Annotated in this window: 13 protein-coding genes and 1 pseudogene; all 14 read left to right on the forward strand. The window is 45.1% G+C overall.

The window, feature by feature from the left end; all coding sequences use genetic code 11:
- The first annotated feature begins 623 nt into the window (after positions 1 to 623).
- Entirely contained in the window at positions 624 to 1,013 is a 390-nt protein-coding gene (locus NBH15_RS18690) for a DUF6769 family protein (RefSeq protein ID WP_233567542.1), read from the forward strand.
- A gap of 93 nt (positions 1,014 to 1,106) precedes the next feature.
- Positions 1,107 to 2,309 (forward strand): efflux RND transporter periplasmic adaptor subunit, encoded by a 1,203-nt coding sequence (locus tag NBH15_RS18695; RefSeq protein ID WP_128135483.1) that lies wholly within the window; start codon positions 1,107 to 1,109, stop codon positions 2,307 to 2,309.
- A gap of 100 nt (positions 2,310 to 2,409) precedes the next feature.
- Positions 2,410 to 5,490, forward strand: coding sequence for an efflux RND transporter permease subunit (locus NBH15_RS18700; protein ID WP_250823293.1), 3,081 nt, complete (start codon positions 2,410 to 2,412; stop codon positions 5,488 to 5,490).
- The gene (locus NBH15_RS18705) at positions 5,487 to 6,668 is read left to right on the forward strand and encodes a TolC family protein (RefSeq protein ID WP_128135481.1); all 1,182 of its coding nucleotides are present in this window, start codon (positions 5,487 to 5,489) and stop codon (positions 6,666 to 6,668) included. Before NBH15_RS18700 ends, NBH15_RS18705 begins: the two co-directional genes overlap by 4 nt.
- A gap of 309 nt (positions 6,669 to 6,977) precedes the next feature.
- Positions 6,978 to 7,136, forward strand: coding sequence for a hypothetical protein (locus NBH15_RS18710; RefSeq protein WP_158579698.1), 159 nt, complete (start codon positions 6,978 to 6,980; stop codon positions 7,134 to 7,136).
- Positions 7,066 to 7,851, forward strand: a pseudogene (locus tag NBH15_RS18715) (aldehyde dehydrogenase family protein); the annotation flags it as partial. The gene NBH15_RS18710 and the pseudogene NBH15_RS18715, both read left to right, overlap by 71 nt.
- Positions 7,852 to 8,043: 192 nt before the next feature.
- Positions 8,044 to 10,053: an SUMF1/EgtB/PvdO family nonheme iron enzyme gene (locus tag NBH15_RS18720; protein ID WP_128135480.1), complete on the forward strand. Its 2,010-nt coding sequence runs from the start codon at positions 8,044 to 8,046 to the stop codon at positions 10,051 to 10,053.
- Between the two features lie 153 nt (positions 10,054 to 10,206).
- Positions 10,207 to 10,725, forward strand: coding sequence for a methylated-DNA--[protein]-cysteine S-methyltransferase (locus NBH15_RS18725; RefSeq protein WP_128135479.1), 519 nt, complete (start codon positions 10,207 to 10,209; stop codon positions 10,723 to 10,725).
- A gap of 16 nt (positions 10,726 to 10,741) precedes the next feature.
- Entirely contained in the window at positions 10,742 to 11,581 is an 840-nt protein-coding gene (locus tag NBH15_RS18730; RefSeq protein WP_128135478.1) for a methylated-DNA--[protein]-cysteine S-methyltransferase, read from the forward strand.
- Between the two features lie 83 nt (positions 11,582 to 11,664).
- The gene (locus NBH15_RS18735; protein WP_128135477.1) at positions 11,665 to 12,825 is read left to right on the forward strand and encodes a carboxymuconolactone decarboxylase family protein; all 1,161 of its coding nucleotides are present in this window, start codon (positions 11,665 to 11,667) and stop codon (positions 12,823 to 12,825) included.
- A gap of 180 nt (positions 12,826 to 13,005) precedes the next feature.
- Positions 13,006 to 14,361, forward strand: coding sequence for a dipeptidase (locus tag NBH15_RS18740; protein ID WP_244051115.1), 1,356 nt, complete (start codon positions 13,006 to 13,008; stop codon positions 14,359 to 14,361).
- Positions 14,358 to 15,668, forward strand: coding sequence for a DEAD/DEAH box helicase (locus NBH15_RS18745; RefSeq protein WP_250823294.1), 1,311 nt, complete (start codon positions 14,358 to 14,360; stop codon positions 15,666 to 15,668). The genes NBH15_RS18740 and NBH15_RS18745 overlap by 4 nt, the downstream gene beginning before the upstream one ends.
- Positions 15,665 to 16,921, forward strand: coding sequence for an amidohydrolase (locus tag NBH15_RS18750; protein ID WP_128135314.1), 1,257 nt, complete (start codon positions 15,665 to 15,667; stop codon positions 16,919 to 16,921). The genes NBH15_RS18745 and NBH15_RS18750 overlap by 4 nt, the downstream gene beginning before the upstream one ends.
- 233 nt (positions 16,922 to 17,154) lie before the next feature.
- The gene (locus NBH15_RS18755; protein ID WP_250823295.1) at positions 17,155 to 17,982 is read left to right on the forward strand and encodes a purine nucleoside phosphorylase I, inosine and guanosine-specific; all 828 of its coding nucleotides are present in this window, start codon (positions 17,155 to 17,157) and stop codon (positions 17,980 to 17,982) included.
- Positions 17,983 to 18,021 lie beyond the last annotated feature (39 nt).

Below are 18,021 nucleotides of genomic sequence, written 5' to 3' on the forward strand. Positions count from 1 at the left end.
GTCACCTTAATTGACCTCAAAGGTATGATTTCAAATCGTCGCGCCTAAAAAGTAGTATCTAATAGACTATATTTCAATTATTTCAAAGAACTATTTATCCACTTTTACGGGACAGTAATGATATATGTTCAATTATTAAACAATAAACAAAGTGTATTGTTTCGAAAAACGCAACAAATGTAATAAGCGTACTCGCAGGTTGCGTATTTTCGAAAATGCGGAGAGAGTAAATAGGCGAATGAGAAATAGGTATGACTGAAAATACCTTATATGCGAAATAAAACTCCCGTATTTGCTTAGTAAATTCGCGTATCTCAAAAGAGAGACGGCAATGATGGTTTGAACGGATAGTTATTGCAGTTTACTATTAATACTAAGTGATGTTAATTGAAATAGCATTAGAATGGATGAACTTTATTTTATTTTAGTCTTAGATTTTTTGTTTATAAATTATTGACCTAACCAAACATTTGCTTGTATAATCAGAATGAGTAGACCACTAATGCTAATACCATGAACAACTGTCCGGCTGGGAGGTGACTCTCGGCCGGAATTTTTTTTGCTATATATCTGATATTTGCCATTGTGTTGCAAAATAAACTTTCTATTTTTGCAGAATAAATATGAGAGCAAAGAAAAACATAATCCGTTACGTAATGTTGATAGCCGGCATCATCATGCTGCTTTCGGTCATCATACCGCATCATCATCACAGTAACGGTCTGCCTTGTTTTAAATCGCTGACTGAACACAGTCACAAAAGTGCTTCTTCTCACGATTGCGGTTGTAACGGGCATAATGTTGCTCTTTTCACCTCTCTGCTGTCACATGCGACGGATGTGGATGCTAGTCACCTGCTTTTCCCTTTGCAGGTTTTATTTGATTATATTAACCCTCCCGAACCGGCTTTTTGCGGACAACCTTTTGAACGCAGTCGAGCCTTTTATATTGAGTCTCTGCACGATAGCTGGATAACGTGTGCAAGTGGACTGCGAGCCCCTCCTGTGTTATAATTGTTACTGATGGTGGCGAACCTTATTCGCTTTTCGGTGTTTTTATCTAAACGCCGAGCTATTTATTATGCATTAATAACACATTATAATACAATGAAAAAGATATATTTATTGTGGGTTTTATGTGCCTACATATTTGCAGGTTGTGGTGGCGGAGCTACTAAATCTGAAGAACATAATCATGATCATGAAGCACATGAACATGAAGAGGGTCACGATCATGAGCATGAAGGACATGACCATGAACACGAAGCCTCCTCTAGTGCACATTCCAATGAAATCATTTTCAAAGAAGAATTAGCGAAAGCAGTCGGTTTACAGACGAAAGTGATGGAACCGGCTCCTTTTACCGATGTGATAAAGACCAGCGGAAGCGTGATGGCTGCACAAGGCGATGAAACGACTGTGGTAGCTACTGTCCCCGGTATCGTTACATTCGGCAGTTTATCTTTTGTGGACGGTACTCCGGTCCGGAAGGGACAGGCTATCCTGAGCCTGGCTTCCAGTAATTTGTCTGAGGGGAATGTGGCAGCCCGTGCCAAATATGCATACGAAAATGCCAAGAAGGAATATGAACGTATGCAACAGCTGGTAGGAGATAAGATCGTTTCTGCCAAGGACTTTGAACAGGCACGTCTGAATTATGAAAATGCAAAGGCCGCTTACGATGCCATTGCCGGTAAACAAACGGAGAATGGGGTATCGGTTGTTTCTCCGATGAACGGATACTTGAAGAACCTTCAGGTGAAAGAAGGCGATTATGTCGCTGTGGGACAACCGTTGGCTACGATTTCTCAGAATAGCCGCTTGGTGCTTCGTGCCGAAGTGTCGGAAAAGTATTATCAATATCTTCCGGCTGTACAGTCTGCTAATTTCCGAACTCCTTATGACGACCAAGTGTATGAGCTTTCCGAACTTCACGGACGTTTACTTTCTTATGGAAAGGCTTCGGATGCCAATTCTTTTTATATTCCTGTGACTTTTGAATTTGATAATAAAGGGGCTGTCATTCCCGGTTCGTTTGTTGAAATCTATTTGCTTACCTCTCCGATGCAGGATGTGTTGAGCGTTCCGGTTTCCGCGTTGATAGAAGAGCAAGGCGTTTATTCCGTATTTATTCGTTTGGATGAGGAAGGATACAAAAAGCAGGAAGTGAAACTGGGTGCCAACAATGGTGCTGAAGTCCAGATTCTGTCTGGTCTAAAACCGGGAGATACGGTTGTTACACAAGGCGCTTACCAGGTCAAACTGGCTTCTGCCTCCAATGCTATTCCGGCTCATACTCATAATCATTAATAATGAGCAAATATGCAAATATGCCAATGTGCCAATGGAAATCTCATGGTACTATCTTGATTGGCACATTGGCATATCGGCTAATTAAACAATTATTCTTATGTTGAATAAAATAATATATTACTCGCTGCATAACAGATTGGTTGTCCTGATCTGTGCATTGCTGCTGATGATAGCGGGAACCTATACAACTTTTCATACAGATGTAGATGTGTTTCCCGACCTGAATGCTCCGACTGTGGTTATTATGACGGAAGCAAATGGTATGGCTCCTGAAGAAGTGGAACGCCTGGTTACTTTCCCGGTCGAAACGGCTGTGAACGGGGCTATGGATGTGCGCCGTGTACGTTCTTCCTCTACCACCGGTTTCTCTGTTGTATGGGTTGAATTTGATTGGGGAACGGATATCTACCGTGCCCGCCAGATTGTTTCGGAAAAGTTGGCAGTCGTTAGTGAAAGCCTTCCCGAGAACGTTGGCAAGCCGACGCTGGGACCGCAATCTTCTATCCTGGGAGAAATGATGATTATCGGTCTGACTGCCGATTCTACTTCTTTGCTCGATTTGCGTACGATTGCCGACTGGACAATCCGTCCGCGTTTGTTGTCGACAGGCGGTGTGGCACAGGTCGCTGTGATTGGTGGCGATATCAAAGAATATCAGATATTGCTTGACCCCGCCCGTATGAAACATTATGGAGTAGGGTTGGATGAAGTCCTGACGGTTTGCCGTAATATGAACCGTAATGCAAATGGCGGTGTTTTGTATGAATATGACAATGAATATATCATCCGTGGCGTTCTTTCCACTCCGAAAGTGGAGGAACTGGCAAAAGGGGTTATCAAGACAGTCGACGGTTTTCCGGTCATGCTGGAAAATGTGGCGACGGTGAAGATAGGAAGCAAAAGTCCTAAACTGGGTACAGCTTCTGAACGCGGCAAGCATGCTGTTCTGATAACGGTGACCAAGCAACCGAATACCAGTACAATCGACCTGACAAACAAGCTGGACGGTATCGTTGCCGACTTGCAAAAGAATCTTCCGTCGGACGTGAATGTCTCTACCGATATTTTCCGTCAGAGCCGTTTCATCGACAGTTCTATTAATAATGTAAAGAACAGTTTGTTTGAAGGAAGTTTCTTCGTTGTCATCGTTTTGTTCCTCTTCCTGATGAATATCCGTACGACGGTGATTTCGCTGGTGGCGTTGCCTTTGTCATTGCTCGTTTCTATCCTGGTTTTGCATTATATGGGGATGACCATTAATACAATGTCTCTGGGCGGTATGGCGATTGCTATCGGTTCGCTGGTGGATGATGCGATTGTCGATGTGGAGAATGTGTATAAACGAATACGGGAGAACCGGATGCTTCCTCCGGAAGAGCGGCGCTCGGTATTGGAGGTGGTTTATGACGCTTCCCGTGAAGTACGTATGCCTATCCTGAATTCCACGTTGATTATTGTGGTAAGTTTCGTACCCTTGTTTTTCCTTCATGGCATGGAAGGACGCATGTTGGTGCCGCTGGGTATTGCGTTTATCGTTGCTTTGTTTGCATCTACCGTTGTTGCACTTACTTTGACGCCGGTATTGTGTAGTTATCTGCTGGGCAATAAGTCGACCGATAAGAAGATAGAAAAAGAGGCATGGGTAGCCCGTAAATTGAAGGAGATATATGCTTCCGCATTGAAAGTTGCCTTGGCGTATAAGAAGATTGTGCTGGGTTCTACGGTGGGTCTGTTCCTTGTGGCGTTGGGTATTTTCTTTACGCTGGGACGTAGTTTCCTTCCTCCTTTCAACGAAGGCTCTTTTACTATTAATGTAAGTTCGCTGCCGGGTATTTCGTTGGATGAATCAGACAGGATGGGACATCGGGCGGAAGAGTTACTGATGCAGGTTCCCGAAATCCAGACGGTGGCCCGTAAGACCGGACGTGCCGAACTGGATGAACATGCATTGGGTGTGAACGTTTCGGAGATAGAGGCCCCGTTCGTATTGAAAGACCGTAGCCGGGAAGCTGTGATGAATGATGTCCGTAAGAAGCTGTCGACTATCAGTGGTGCGAATATCGAAATCGGTCAGCCTATCTCTCACCGTATCGATGCGATGCTTTCGGGAACGGAAGCCAATATCGCCATCAAACTGTTCGGTACCGATTTGAACCGTCTCTTTACGATTGGTAACGATATCAAAAACTCTATCCAGAGCATTCCGGGCCTGGTTGACCTGAAAGTAGAACAGCAGATTGAACGTCCGCAGCTGACCATCACGCCGAAACGTGAACTGATGGCTAAATATGGCGTATCTCTTCCTGAGTTTGAAGAATATATTAATGTCATGCTGGGTGGCGAAGTTGTCAGCCAGGTGTATGATGACGGTAAAACATTCGACCTGACAGTAAAGACTTCCGACGAGAGCCGTGCAACGATGGAAGATATCCGTAATCTGATGATAGATGCCGGAGGGAAGAAAATCCCGCTGAATTATATTGCCGAGGTTCGTTCGGTAACCGGTCCGAATACGATTAACCGTGAAAACGTTCAGCGCAAGTTAGTAATCAGTGCGAACGTATCCGAACGGGATTTACGCAGTGTTGTAAATGATATTCAGAATAAGATTGGAACATCAATCAAATTGCCCGAAGGGTATCATATCGAATATGGCGGACAGTTTGAAAGTGAACAGGCAGCCAGCCGCACACTGTTGCTCACTTCTTTGATGTCTTTGCTGGTAATCTTCCTGTTGCTTTATAATGAGTTCAAGAATGCGAAAGAGAGTGGTGTCATCCTGCTGAACCTGCCGTTGGCTTTGATTGGTGGCGTATTTATTTTGTGGCTGACTTCCGGTGAAATCAGTATTCCGGCTATTATCGGCTTCATCTCGCTGTTTGGTATCGCTACCCGAAACGGTATGTTGCTGATTAGTCATTATGCACAGCTGTGCAGTGAAGGCTTCTCTGTTTACGATACGGTGATACACGGTTCGCTGGACCGTCTGAACCCGATTCTTATGACTGCTTTAAGTTCGGCTTTGGCATTGATACCGTTGGCATTGAACGGAGATTTGCCGGGTAATGAGATACAGAGTCCGATGGCGACTGTCATTCTGGGAGGGTTGCTGACATCTACTTTCCTGAACGGATTTATTATTCCTATTGTTTATCTTTTAATGAATAAGGAAAAATGAAACAATTCATAGTAATTACCTTGTTGGCTTCCGCTGCGCTTTCAGTGAACGGGCAGAATTCTATTGATGCCGTCCTGCGCAGTATCGAAGCCAATAATAAAGAATTGCAGGCGAATAACCAGCTTACCGTTTCTAAGAAACTGGAAGCGAAGCTGGATAATAACCTGCCAGACCCTTCGGTTTCCTATGTACATCAGTACGGCAACCGGGAAGGGATGGGAATACAGGGAGAGTTGGTTGCATCCCAGTCGTTCGACTTCCCTTCGGTATATGTGCAGAAGAATAAACTGGCGAAATCGAAAGCCGCCAGTTTCGACCGTCAGGGTGCAGAGTTCCGTCAGCAAATACTTTTGCAGGCGAAGGAGATTTGCCTTGACCTGGTCCTGCTGAACCAGCAACGGGCATTACTCGACCAACGCAGGCAGAATGCGGAACAACTGGCGGAACTGTATGCCATGCGTCTGGAAACCGGCGATGCGAATATTCTGGAAACAAATAAGATTGACCTGGAGTTGCTGAATGCGAAAACGGAAGCCCGTATGAACGAGTCTGCCCGTATTGCCAAACTTCAGGAACTGGCAACATTGAATGGTGGTATTGCTATCGACTTCACGGACACGACCTATATGTCGGACGGTGATATCCTGTCATTCGAGGAATTACGTGCGGAGGCTGTGACTTCCAATCCTCAGTTGCTTACGTTGAAAAGCGAGCAGGTGGCTGCCCGCCGCCAGTTGAGCGTTAATAAGTCGAAGAGTTTACCCGGTTTTGAGTTGGGGTATCGTATGAATACGGCTACCGGCGGAGAGCGTTTTAACGGTTTCCTGGTTGGTGTCAGCATTCCTTTATTCTCAAACAGGAATAATGTAAAGCAGGCTAAAGCGCAGGCTCTTTATACCGACCTTCAACTGGAGAGTACGACAACGACCGTGGAAAGTGAATTACACCAGTTGTATAACCAGTCGGTCGCTCTGAAGACTTCTATGGACGAATACAATACGGTTCTGAAAAGTCAGAATAGCCTGGCATTGCTGAATAAGGCTATTCAGACCGGCCAAATCAGTATGATTGAATATTTCGTTGATGTAACGACTTTCTATCAGAGCATGCAGAATTATATGCAGTTGCAGAACGAGTATCAGAAGGTGATGGCGCAATTGTATAAATATAAGTTATAAACTCTCTTATAAAATAAGGAAGGTTCATGTCTTTTTCGGGCATGGACCTTTTTTTATTATAGCTTCCCATTGAGCCGTATATTGGTTACTAAACTTATAAAAAGTTATCGTACTGTTTTTTTTCATCATTGTATTTTTTATTATGCAAATAAGTTTTTACTTTTACAAAGTACTTTTTACCAGGAGATTATACAATGTGGCATTGTTTAGGAGACCGATAATCAGACATATCTGTGCATAACAGGTATCAGAATGCCTTAATTCGTATAAAGAATACATATTAGTATTAATTATCAATTTAAAGAGACCATGAAAGATTTAGAAATGTACATCGATGGACAGTTCATCGAGAATCGATCCGGAAAGTGGATCAATGTGTTGAACCCTTCTACGGAAGAAGTTATATCCCGTATGCCTGACAGGAAGTGTTTCTGCCGGTGTGCAGACGATGGAAGCCGCTTCAGCTAATGTGACGAAGGTATCGCTGGAGTTAGGAGGAAAGGCTCCGGTTATCGTTATGCCGGATGCGGATCTGGATCTGACCGTGAAGTCGATCATTGCTTCCCGCGTGATCAATACCGGACAAGTGTGCAACTGTTGTGAACGTGTTTATGTACATTCCAGCATTAAAGATGTTTTTATTGAAAAGTTGCTGGATGGCTTTGGTAAGGTAAAAGTAGGCAACCCCAACGAGGTCGCAGATTTGGATATGGGACCGCTGATTGATGCCGGTGCCCTGAAATCGGTAGAAGAGAAAGTCGAAAAAGCTGTTAAGCAGGGGGCGACCCTGGCTTATGGAGGTAAACGTATCGGAGCTAAAGGTTACTTCTTTGAACCGACCCTTTTGACTAATTGTACACAGAAGATGGATATTATCCAGGAAGAAACATTCGGTCCCGTTCTCCCGGTTGTAGAGTTTACAGAAGTGGAAGATGCTATTGCCTGGGCGAATGACTGCGAATACGGACTGACCTCTTCCGTCTATACACAGAATCTGGATATGGCCTTTAAACTGATGCGTTCCTTAAAGTTCGGCGAAACTTATATCAATCGTGAGAACTTTGAAGCCATGCAGGGTTTCCATGCCGGCTGGCGTAAATCGGGTATTGGTGGTGCTGACGGTAAGCATGGCCTGGAAGAATACCTTCAGACTCATGTCGTTTATCTGGAGACGCAGGGTTAATGTGTTTTGTCATGGCGGACCCGATCCGCCAACTCATACTAAGTATTGTTTATCAGTAAAGTATGCGATCCCGGGTTAAGCCCGGGATGACATACAGTAATTTTGAAAGAGTTTCTTTTTTTGATAAGTATCCCGGATAGTTTTCGGATAATATATTTATCTTTATTCCGGAATATGGAAAAACGAATCAAAATGAGAAACGCTGCTATCTTATGTTATTGCCTTTTTGTATTAGGCGCCTTTGCTACGAATGCCCAGGAAACGAATAGCCTGGGAATGCAATTTACTCGGATTCCGGCCGGCTCCTTCCATATGGGAAGCCACGGATTGGGAGAAGATTATGATGAAGCGCCGATTCATCCGGTAACGATCACAAACCCTTTTTTGATGGGAACGACCGAAGTGACAAATGCCCAGTACGAGCGTTTTGACCCTTCCCATAAGAACTTACGGGGAAAGTACGGCCTTTCGAAAGAAGATGATGAAGCGGTTATTTTTGTAAACTATTACGAGGCGAAAGCATTCTGTGACTGGCTTTCGGAAAAGGAAGGGAAGACGTATCGCCTGCCAACCGAAGCTGAATGGGAATATGCTTGCCGTGCCGGGTCCTACTGGAATTTCTGGATGGACGACGGACTTCATGGCGTGTATCATAAGAACCAGCAAAATGTCTGGGGAACGGATTCTACAATCAGCCTTCAGGTTGGCAAAACTCCTGCCAATCCTTTCGGACTGCACGATATGCACGGAAATGTAGAAGAATGGTGTAGCGACTGGTACGGACCTTACGAAGCATTACCGCAAACAGACCCGGTGGGCCGTGCTGACGGATTATATAAAGTGACACGTGGCGGAAGCCATAGCACTCCGGAAAGATTTCTGCGTTCCGCCAACCGTATGGCGATGATACCCGAAGATAAACACTGGCTCACCGGCTTCCGGGTGGTGCAGGCCGATATGCCTAAAACCCAGCCGCTTCCTGTAGCCGGACCGACCCCGCAAGAGCATATATCACAGCAGAAACATACCTGGGACGCTCCTTTGAAAACACCTTTCTTCGGTGAACCTCTCGTCTATGTGAAAACGCCCGAATGTTCTTCCGGTGTCCCGTTCTACAAGCATAACCATTGCCCTGCCATAACCTGGTGTGATAACGGGGATTTGTTGGCTATCTGGTTTACATGCGACGAAGAATCGGGGCGGGAGATGGTGATTCTGGAAAGCCGCCTGAAGAAAGGCAGTACCGAATGGAGCGAGCCGCACGAGTTCTTCAAGGTGCCCGACCGGAATATGACCGGTTCTTCCCTGCTGAATAATAAAGGTACACTTGTCCATATAAATGGGGTGGAAGCTGCCGGTACCTGGGAAACCCTCGCCATGGTCATGCGGACAAGCACGGATAACGGTGCAACCTGGAGTCGTCCGCGTATCATCGCCCCTGAGCATGCCAGACGGCATCAGGTGATAGCTGGTTCTTTCCGTACTAAGGACGGTTGGCTGGTACAAGCCGCCGACGCCACTCCCCGGAGCAATGGCGGCACGGCATTGCATATCAGCAAGGATAATGGCCTGACCTGGGAAGACATGGGCAAAACCAATCCGGGCAAGTTCGAGGCAGGCGCTTCGGGCGGTACTATTGCCGGAATCCATGCCGGAGTAGTGCAACTGTCCGATGGACGTTTTATGGCATTCGGACGTGGTGACGGCATTGTCGATAAAGACGGTCTGGAACGGATGCCCATGAGCCTGTCGGAAGATAACGGACGTACCTGGACATACAACGTTTCTGAATTTCCCCCGATTGATGGCGGTCAGCGTCTGGTATTGATTCGTTTACAGGAAGGACCTGTTTTGCTGGTCTCTTTCACGAACCATCCTTTCCGTCTGAAAAATGGATTGAACGGTATGACCTTTAAAGATAAGGACGGCAAGGAATATACCGGTTACGGAATGTATGCCGCCCTTTCCTTCGACGATGGAAAGACATGGCCTGTTAAGAAATTACTGACCGATGGCAAGGAACGTTTTATGGACGGAGGCGCCTGGACCGGTTTCTTTGAAATGGACGGGAGCCATGCGGAACCCCGCGGTTATCTGGCCGGTACGCAATCGCCGGATGGAATGATACATCTGGTAAGCAGCCGTAACCATTACCGTTTCAACCTGCCATGGCTGGTAAAAGATACAGGGTATTCATTTTGAGTGATAAGTCTGATTGTGAATTGATTACAGTTTTCTCGTAGTTTTGTGTTTAGGAAACTGGAAGGCTTTCACCGGCTGCCCTTATTAAAATAGCAAGATTCGGGTTCTTCCATACTCATAAACTTCGTACATTTGCGATATAAAGAAAAGAGTATGGAAAATATTATTCAGATACAATACTATCAGTCCCCATGCGGAGAACTGATATTGGGTTCTTTGGATGGCAAACTTTGTTTGTGCGACTGGATGGATGAGAATCGCAGGGCACAGATTGACCGGCGGGTACAAAAGTTATTGCATGCCCGTTATGAGGCAGGCGAATCCGAAGTAATCGCCCGGACAGTTGTTCAACTGAATGAATATTTTGCCGGCAAAAGGAAGGCATTTGATATTCCTTTGCTTTTTGCGGGTACGGATTTCCAGCAAACGGTTTGGAATGCATTAGTGAATATCCCGTATGGAAAAACGCTTTCTTATGCCGCTTTGTCGCAGAAATTAGGTAATCTCAAAGCTATCCGTGCAGTAGCATCGGCCAATGGGGCAAATCCTATTTCAATCTTGGTTCCTTGCCATCGTGTTATCGGAAGTAACCAAAAGCTGGTTGGATATGGCGGCGGACTTCCTGCAAAGAAACTATTGCTCGAACTGGAGGCTTCCGACAGGCTATTCTAATAATCATTTTAAGGAAATGAAGACGCAGCAAGCATTGAACTACGAACGGATAGCCTCTGCCATCTGTTTTATCAGGGAGAATTACCGTGAACAGCCCGGCCTGGAACAAATTGCGGAGCATATTCATGTGAGTTCGTTTCATTTCCAGCGGTTATTTCATGAATGGGCAGGCATAACTCCCAAACAATTCCTGCAATATCTGAATATCGGATATGCGAAAAAGATATTGAAAGAAACGCATGCTACTCTTTTCGATACCGCCTGCGAATTAGGTTTGTCGGGAACGAGTCGCCTTTACGATTTATTTATAAATATAGAAGGGATGACACCGGGCGAGTATAAAAATGGCGGCCAGGATTTGGATATCAATTATTCGTTTGCAGATACTCCGTTCGGAAGCATCATCGTAGCATCCACCGGAAAAGGAGTCTGCCACATGGCCTTTGCCGATGAAGGGGAGGAGAAGGCACTAGCCAATCTGCAAAGCCTATTCCCCAATGCCGCTTACAAACAAACCCTTGATACGAAACAGCAAAACGCCCTGTCTGTCTTCAATCAGGATTGGAGTAAATTGCAGGAAATAAAACTGCATCTGAGAGGAACTGAATTTCAGTTAAAAGTATGGGAAACCTTATTGAAGGTTCCGGCAGGTGGCTTGACGACTTATGCCGATTTAGCTGCAAAATCAGGATATGAGGGTGCATGCAGGGCAGTCGGAACTGCCATAGGAAAGAATCCGGTCGCTTTCCTGATTCCTTGTCACCGTGTCATAAAAGCGACCGGTGAGATAGGTAATTATCATTGGGGAGAAGTTCGTAAGAATGCTATTATCGGGTGGGAAGCTGCACATCTGTAATTTAGGTATATTTATCTGTAATCCGTCTACAATCGAAACGGTCCGGTTTTTTTAGCTTTGCAACATCAGTAAAACAGAAAGATATGAAACGTAAATTGTTAACATTGGTATTCATCGTATCAGGCTTAATGTCTGCTATTGCTCAGAATGTTTCAGACCTTAAAACAGAAAAAGATATGGATAGGATTGAATTATGTAAAAAGAATTATACCACTTTATTCGGTGGCGAAGCCTTGACCGGGCAGGGAACTGACCCGGAGATGATGGATATTCTTCAGAAGTTTATTTTCGGAGAAGTATTCCGCACGGGAGAACTGGATATAAAGACCCGTGAAATGATTACCTGTGTTACATTAGCAACTATGCAGACTTTGCCCCAGCTGAAGGCACATGCAGGAGCGGCATTGAATGTGGGAGTTACTCCTGTTGAACTTCGTGAAGCTATTTATTCATGCGCTCCGTTTATCGGTTTTCCCAAAACCTTGAACGCGCTGACCGTCATTAATGAAGTATTTAAAGAACGGGGCATTTCTTTGCCATTGGAAAAACAAGGCACGGTTACGGAAGAAAACCGTCATGAAAAAGGGGCGGCTGTGCAAGAGCGGCTTTATCCCGGAGGTATCAGTCAGGTGATGGAAGATATTCCGGGGGAAATGGGTGACGATGTGGAACGTTTCCTGACAGAATATTGTTTCGGTGATATGTATACCCGTGGTGGACTTGACCTCAAAACACGTGAGTTACTGGGATATTGTGTCCTGATGACATTGGGAGCCGATAGCCAGCTTCGTTCTCATTTTCAGGGAAATCTGAATGCGGGTAACAGTAAGGAAACGGTTGTGGCGGCAGTCATACAATGTCTTCCGTATATCGGTTTCCCGCCGGCAATAAAGGCCTTGAAGATAATAAAGGAAGCATCTGCCGTAAGTCCGGCAAATAACCTGGTCCGCCTCTCCAAAATTACTGTAGACCCGGCACAATTGGATGCATATAATGCCTACCTGAAAGAAGAGATTGAAACCTCCATGCGCTTGGAACCGGGCGTACTTACTTTATATGCTACAGCTGATAAAGAAAGCCCCAATAAAATAACGATCCTGGAGATTTATGCAGACCAGGAGGCTTATAAAAAGCATATCCAAACATCCCATTTCCAGAAATATAAGCAGGGAACTTTGTCTATGGTAAAGGATTTGGAACTGGTGGATACTACTCCCTTAATTCCCGGATTAAAGATAAAATAAGCTTTTAGCGAAAAACTCAATGTCACTATTTGTTTAACTTAATGACATTGAGATAAAACTGACGTTACATTAACATCTTACTATATTTTATATGACAATAAAATGGGGATTTAAGTAATTTATTCGTAAACTTGTAACCTTAAATAAAAACGTTAAATTTAAAATTAAATCTTCTGTTTTATGTCAGTAAAATCGTATATCGAATCCAATAAAGAACGCTTTCTGGAAGAGTTGTTCAGCTTAATCCGTATTCCCTCCATCAGTGCTAAACAAGAGCATAAACCTGATATGCAGGCTTGTGCCCAGCGCTGGACGGAACTGTTACTATCGTCCGGAGCGGATAAAGCCGTGGTGATGCCGACGGAAGGCAATCCGGTCGTATATGGCGAAAAGATGATTTCGCCCGATGCCAAGACTGTGCTTGTTTATGCCCATTATGATGTAATGCCGGCTGAGCCATTGAACTTGTGGAAAAGCCAACCGTTTGAACCCGAAATACGTGACGGCCGTATCTGGGCTCGTGGTGCGGACGATGATAAAGGCCAGTCTATGATGCAGGTAAAAGGCTTTGAAACAGCCTTGAAGCTCGACCTGCTGAAGTGCAATGTGAAGTTTATCTTCGAAGGAGAGGAGGAGATCGGTTCTCCCAGCCTTGAAACCTTCTGCCGTGAACATAAAGACTTATTGAAGGCCGATGTGATTCTGGTATCCGACACCAGCATGGTAAATGCCGAAACACCGTCGTTGACGACCGGCCTGCGTGGTTTGGCTTATTGGGAAATCGAAGTGACCGGCCCGAATCGTGATTTGCATTCCGGCCATTTCGGTGGGGCAGTGGCTAATCCTATTAATGTATTATGTAAACTGATGGCCGATATTATCGATGCTGACGGACGTATCACGATTCCCGGTTTCTATGACGATGTAGAAGAAGTGTCTCCGGCCGAACGCGAAATGATTGCACAAATCCCGTTTGATGAGGCGAAATATAAGGCTGCTATCGGTGTGGATGCCTTGTCCGGTGAAAAAGGCTACTCAACGCTGGAAAGAAACAGTTGCCGTCCGTCGTTCGATATCTGTGGAATCTGGGGAGGTTATACGGAAGAGGGCAGTAAAACGGTGCTTCCGTCCAAAGCCTATGCAAAAGTATCCTGCCGCCTGGTTCCGCATCAGGAACATTCCAAAATATCAAAAATGTTTGAAGATTACATAAACCAGGTGGCTCCTGCATCTGTTAAGGTAAAAGTCACGCCGAAACACGGTGGACAGGGTTATGTTTGTCCGATTGACCTTCCGGCTTATCAGGCGGCGGAAAAGGCTTGCACGGTTGCTTTTGGCAAGAAACCGCTGGCAGTACGTCGCGGAGGAAGTATTCCTATCATCTCCACCTTTGAGCAGGTATTGGGTATAAAAACCGTCTTGATGGGTTTCGGACTTGAACAGAATGCTATTCATTCTCCTAATGAAAGTTGCACGCTCGATTTCTTCTATAAAGGGATTGAATCGGTTGCTGAATTTTATAAAGAATATAAATGATACAAAACGAAGTGATAGCCCGTGCCCTGTCGAATACAGGTATCGAGGCATTAAATGAAATGCAGCAGGCCGTACTTGATGCCGGTACGACAAAGGATATGGTGTTGCTCAGTCCCACGGGGTCGGGTAAAACCCTGGCTTTCTTGCTGCCCTTACTTACTACGCTGACGGATGAGGATAAGAAGATACAAGCGCTTATCATCGCCCCGTCTCGTGAATTGGCTTTACAGATAGAGACGGTATTCCGTTCACTCGGAGCCGGATATAAAGTGAACTGCTGTTACGGCGGCCATCCTATCCGGACAGAAAAGAAAAGTCTGGAGCATCCGCCAACGGTGCTTATCGGTACGCCCGGACGAATCCTCGACCATCTGGAACGGGGGAATATTAATCTGGATACCGTCCGTACACTGATTCTGGACGAATTCGACAAGTCTCTGGAACTGGGCTTCCAGGATGAGATGAAAGATATTCTCTCACATCTTCCCGGAGTGCGTCGCAGAGTGTTGACTTCAGCAACCGAAGCGGTGGAAATACCTCCCTTTACCAGTATTACATCGCCTGTCCGCCTGTCGTTCCTGACCGGAGTGAAAGAGGCGAAAGGTCTGACTTTGCGTATCGTGAAATCGCCGATTAAGGATAAGCTGGAGACATTGTATAAATTGCTCGGAGAGTTGAAAGGCGAGTCTGCCCTGGTGTTCTGTAACCAGCGTGAATCAGTGGAACGTGTCAGCAATTATCTGACAGAAATGGGAGTGGATAATGAATATTTCCACGGAGGTATGGAACAGCCGGAACGTGAACGGGCGTTGTCGCTTTTCCGTAATCGCAGTGCATCCGTTTTTATCTCTACTGACCTGGCGTCCCGCGGACTGGATATTCCGGAAGTAAAGAATGTGATTCATTATCATCTTCCTATCAATGAAGAAGCCTTTATCCATAGAAACGGACGTACGGCCCGTATGAATGCGGAAGGAAATGCCTTTATGATACTGAATGAGATAGAGACTGTTCCCGAATATATCACCCGTGAACCGGATGAATTCTTCCTGCCGGAGAAGGCTAAAAAGCCGCTCCGTTCGGAATGGGTTACATTGACCATTAACCGCGGCAAACGGGATAAGTTGAGTAAGAAGGACGTAGTCGGTTTCCTGTTTCAGAAAGGCGGATTAGACAAAGATGATTTAGGCGTTGTGGAAATAAAGGAAAGTTGTGCGTATGCCGCAGTAAAACGTGATAAGAAAGAGGGTTTGCTGGCGCGTATCCGTGAGGAGAAAATAAAAAATATGAAAGCTAAGTTTGTATGAAGCTGCTGATTAAAGAGGTAGAACTGAATGGTGTTTCTACCGATATTTATATAGAAAACAAATACATCAAACAGATAGGTCCCGGCCTGTCTGTTGTCGCTGATAAAGTGATTGACGGTCGCCGTAAGGCTGCCATTCCAGGATTTGTCAATACGCATACACATGCGGCTATGACTTTGTTCCGCGGCTTTGGAGACGATATGCCTTTAATGCCCTGGTTGGAAGAAAAGATATGGCCCAATGAAGCGAAACTGACGAAAGAAGATGTTTTCTGGGGAGCTAAACTGGCCTGTCTGGAAATGATAAAAAGCGGAACGACTACTTTCTTCGACATGTATCATAAGTTTCATGCTACAGCGGAGGCTGTCGAGGAGATGGGAATCCGGGCAGTCATTTCCAGTGCCTGTTTCGACCATTTCCAACCGGAGTTGGCAGAGAAAAGTAAACAGACCATTCAGAAGTTGTATAAAGAGATGGACAGATACGATAAACGGATACATTTCTCTGTGGGTCCGCACGCCATCTATACGGTTTCCGGTGAGTTGCTGCAATGGGCGGATGCTTTTGCAAAAGAACATAACGTGCCAATCCAACTGCATCTGGCAGAAACGGAAGGAGAAGTGGAGAACTCTGTAAAGCAGTTCGGGGCGACTCCTGTCCGGTATTTATATAAGTTGGGTGTATTGTCTCCCCGTTTGTTGATTTCCCACGGTATCTATGTAGATGCAGATGAAATCCGTATGCTGGCAGACCATGGAGTGAAGGTCGCGCATAATCCGGCCTCCAATATGAAACTGGCATCTGGCATGCACTTCAAATTTAAGGAAATGCGTGAAGCCGGCATCACTGTCGGTCTGGGTACTGACGGTTGTTCGTCGTCCAATAATCTCGATATGGTGGAAGCGATGAAGCTGGCCTCCCTGTTGGGAAAAGTCTGGCGAAAAGACCCGGAAGCCGTTACAGCCGATGAAATATTCCATTCCGCCACGGAAGCCGGAGCCTCTTTTGTGGGCTTAAAAGCCGGACGGATAGCAGAAGGTTACCTGGCAGACCTTTCTTTGGTAGATTTGAATATGCCGGCATTTACTCCGAATTTCAATTTCATATCCAACCTTGTCTATGCTGCAAACGGCAGCTGCATCGATACCGTTATTTGTGACGGAAAAATCCTGATGCAGGATAAGAAAGTACCGGGTGAAGAGGAGATAATGGAACGCGCGGCACAAATAGCCTACAATTTAATGAAAAGATAACTTTTAAGTTGCCGGTGATTGTTTTACATCATCAGTAGCTTTTCAGGAAAAGTTCATAATGTCTTTTGTAAAAGACGTACGTCTAAAATGATTTACACCTACCTCTAAATCTATTTACACCTAGGTCTAAATGAATTTAGAGGTAGGTATGACAGAAAAGTCTTTATAAAGATACGTTTCTGTCGTAATGGCATTTCAAGGAGATTATTATATTGAAATAAATTTATGATGCTATGAATACAAGTTATACAAACGAACAATATCAGGAGGCAGCGGCATTTATAGCTGCACGCATCACCGGAAATCCGGAAACGGCTATTATTCTAGGCAGCGGATTAGGTTCACTGGCAGACCGGATACAGGATGCCATTGTAATTCCGTATGCAGAGATTTCTCATTTTATGCATTCTACGGCTGCCGGTCATAAAGGTAATTTTATTTGCGGCAAACTGGGAGGTAAACAAGTCCTGGCTATGCAGGGTCGTTTTCATTATTATGAAGGGTATTCCATGCAACAGGTGACATTTCCCGTTCGTGTGATGAAATTGTTGGGTATAAAGAATCTTTTGGTGTCGAATGCTGCCGGAGGAATAAATAACACTTTCAAAGTTGGTGACCTGATGATTATCCGTGATCATATAAATATGATGCCTAATCCGTTGATAGGGCCTAATAATGAATTGTTCGGTACTCGTTTCCCGGATATGACCCGTGCCTATGACCGTGAGTTTGTCCGTTTGGTGGAAGAGATTGCAGCATCTCATAATATTCCTTTGAAAAAAGGTGTATATGTCGGTCTGACCGGTCCTTCTTTTGAAACACCTTCCGAATATGCTTTTTATGGCCGGGTAGGAGGTGACGCGATTGGAATGAGTACGGTTCCGGAAGTAATCGTAGCCCGCCATGCAGGATTAAGAGTCTTCGGAATGTCGGTGATTACGAATGAAGGTTACCATTTTGCCGATGATTTTGTGAATGACGGAGCGGACGTGATCGTAGCAGCCAACAAGGCTGCGGTAGTAATGATAACTTTATTCAGTGAACTCGTTTCCCGTATCTGATTTTTTTCGGGGTGAAAGTTGCTGTGTTAAAATAAGATA

This window comes from Parabacteroides caeci (assembly GCF_023656795.1).
Taxonomy (GTDB): domain Bacteria; phylum Bacteroidota; class Bacteroidia; order Bacteroidales; family Tannerellaceae; genus Parabacteroides; species Parabacteroides segnis.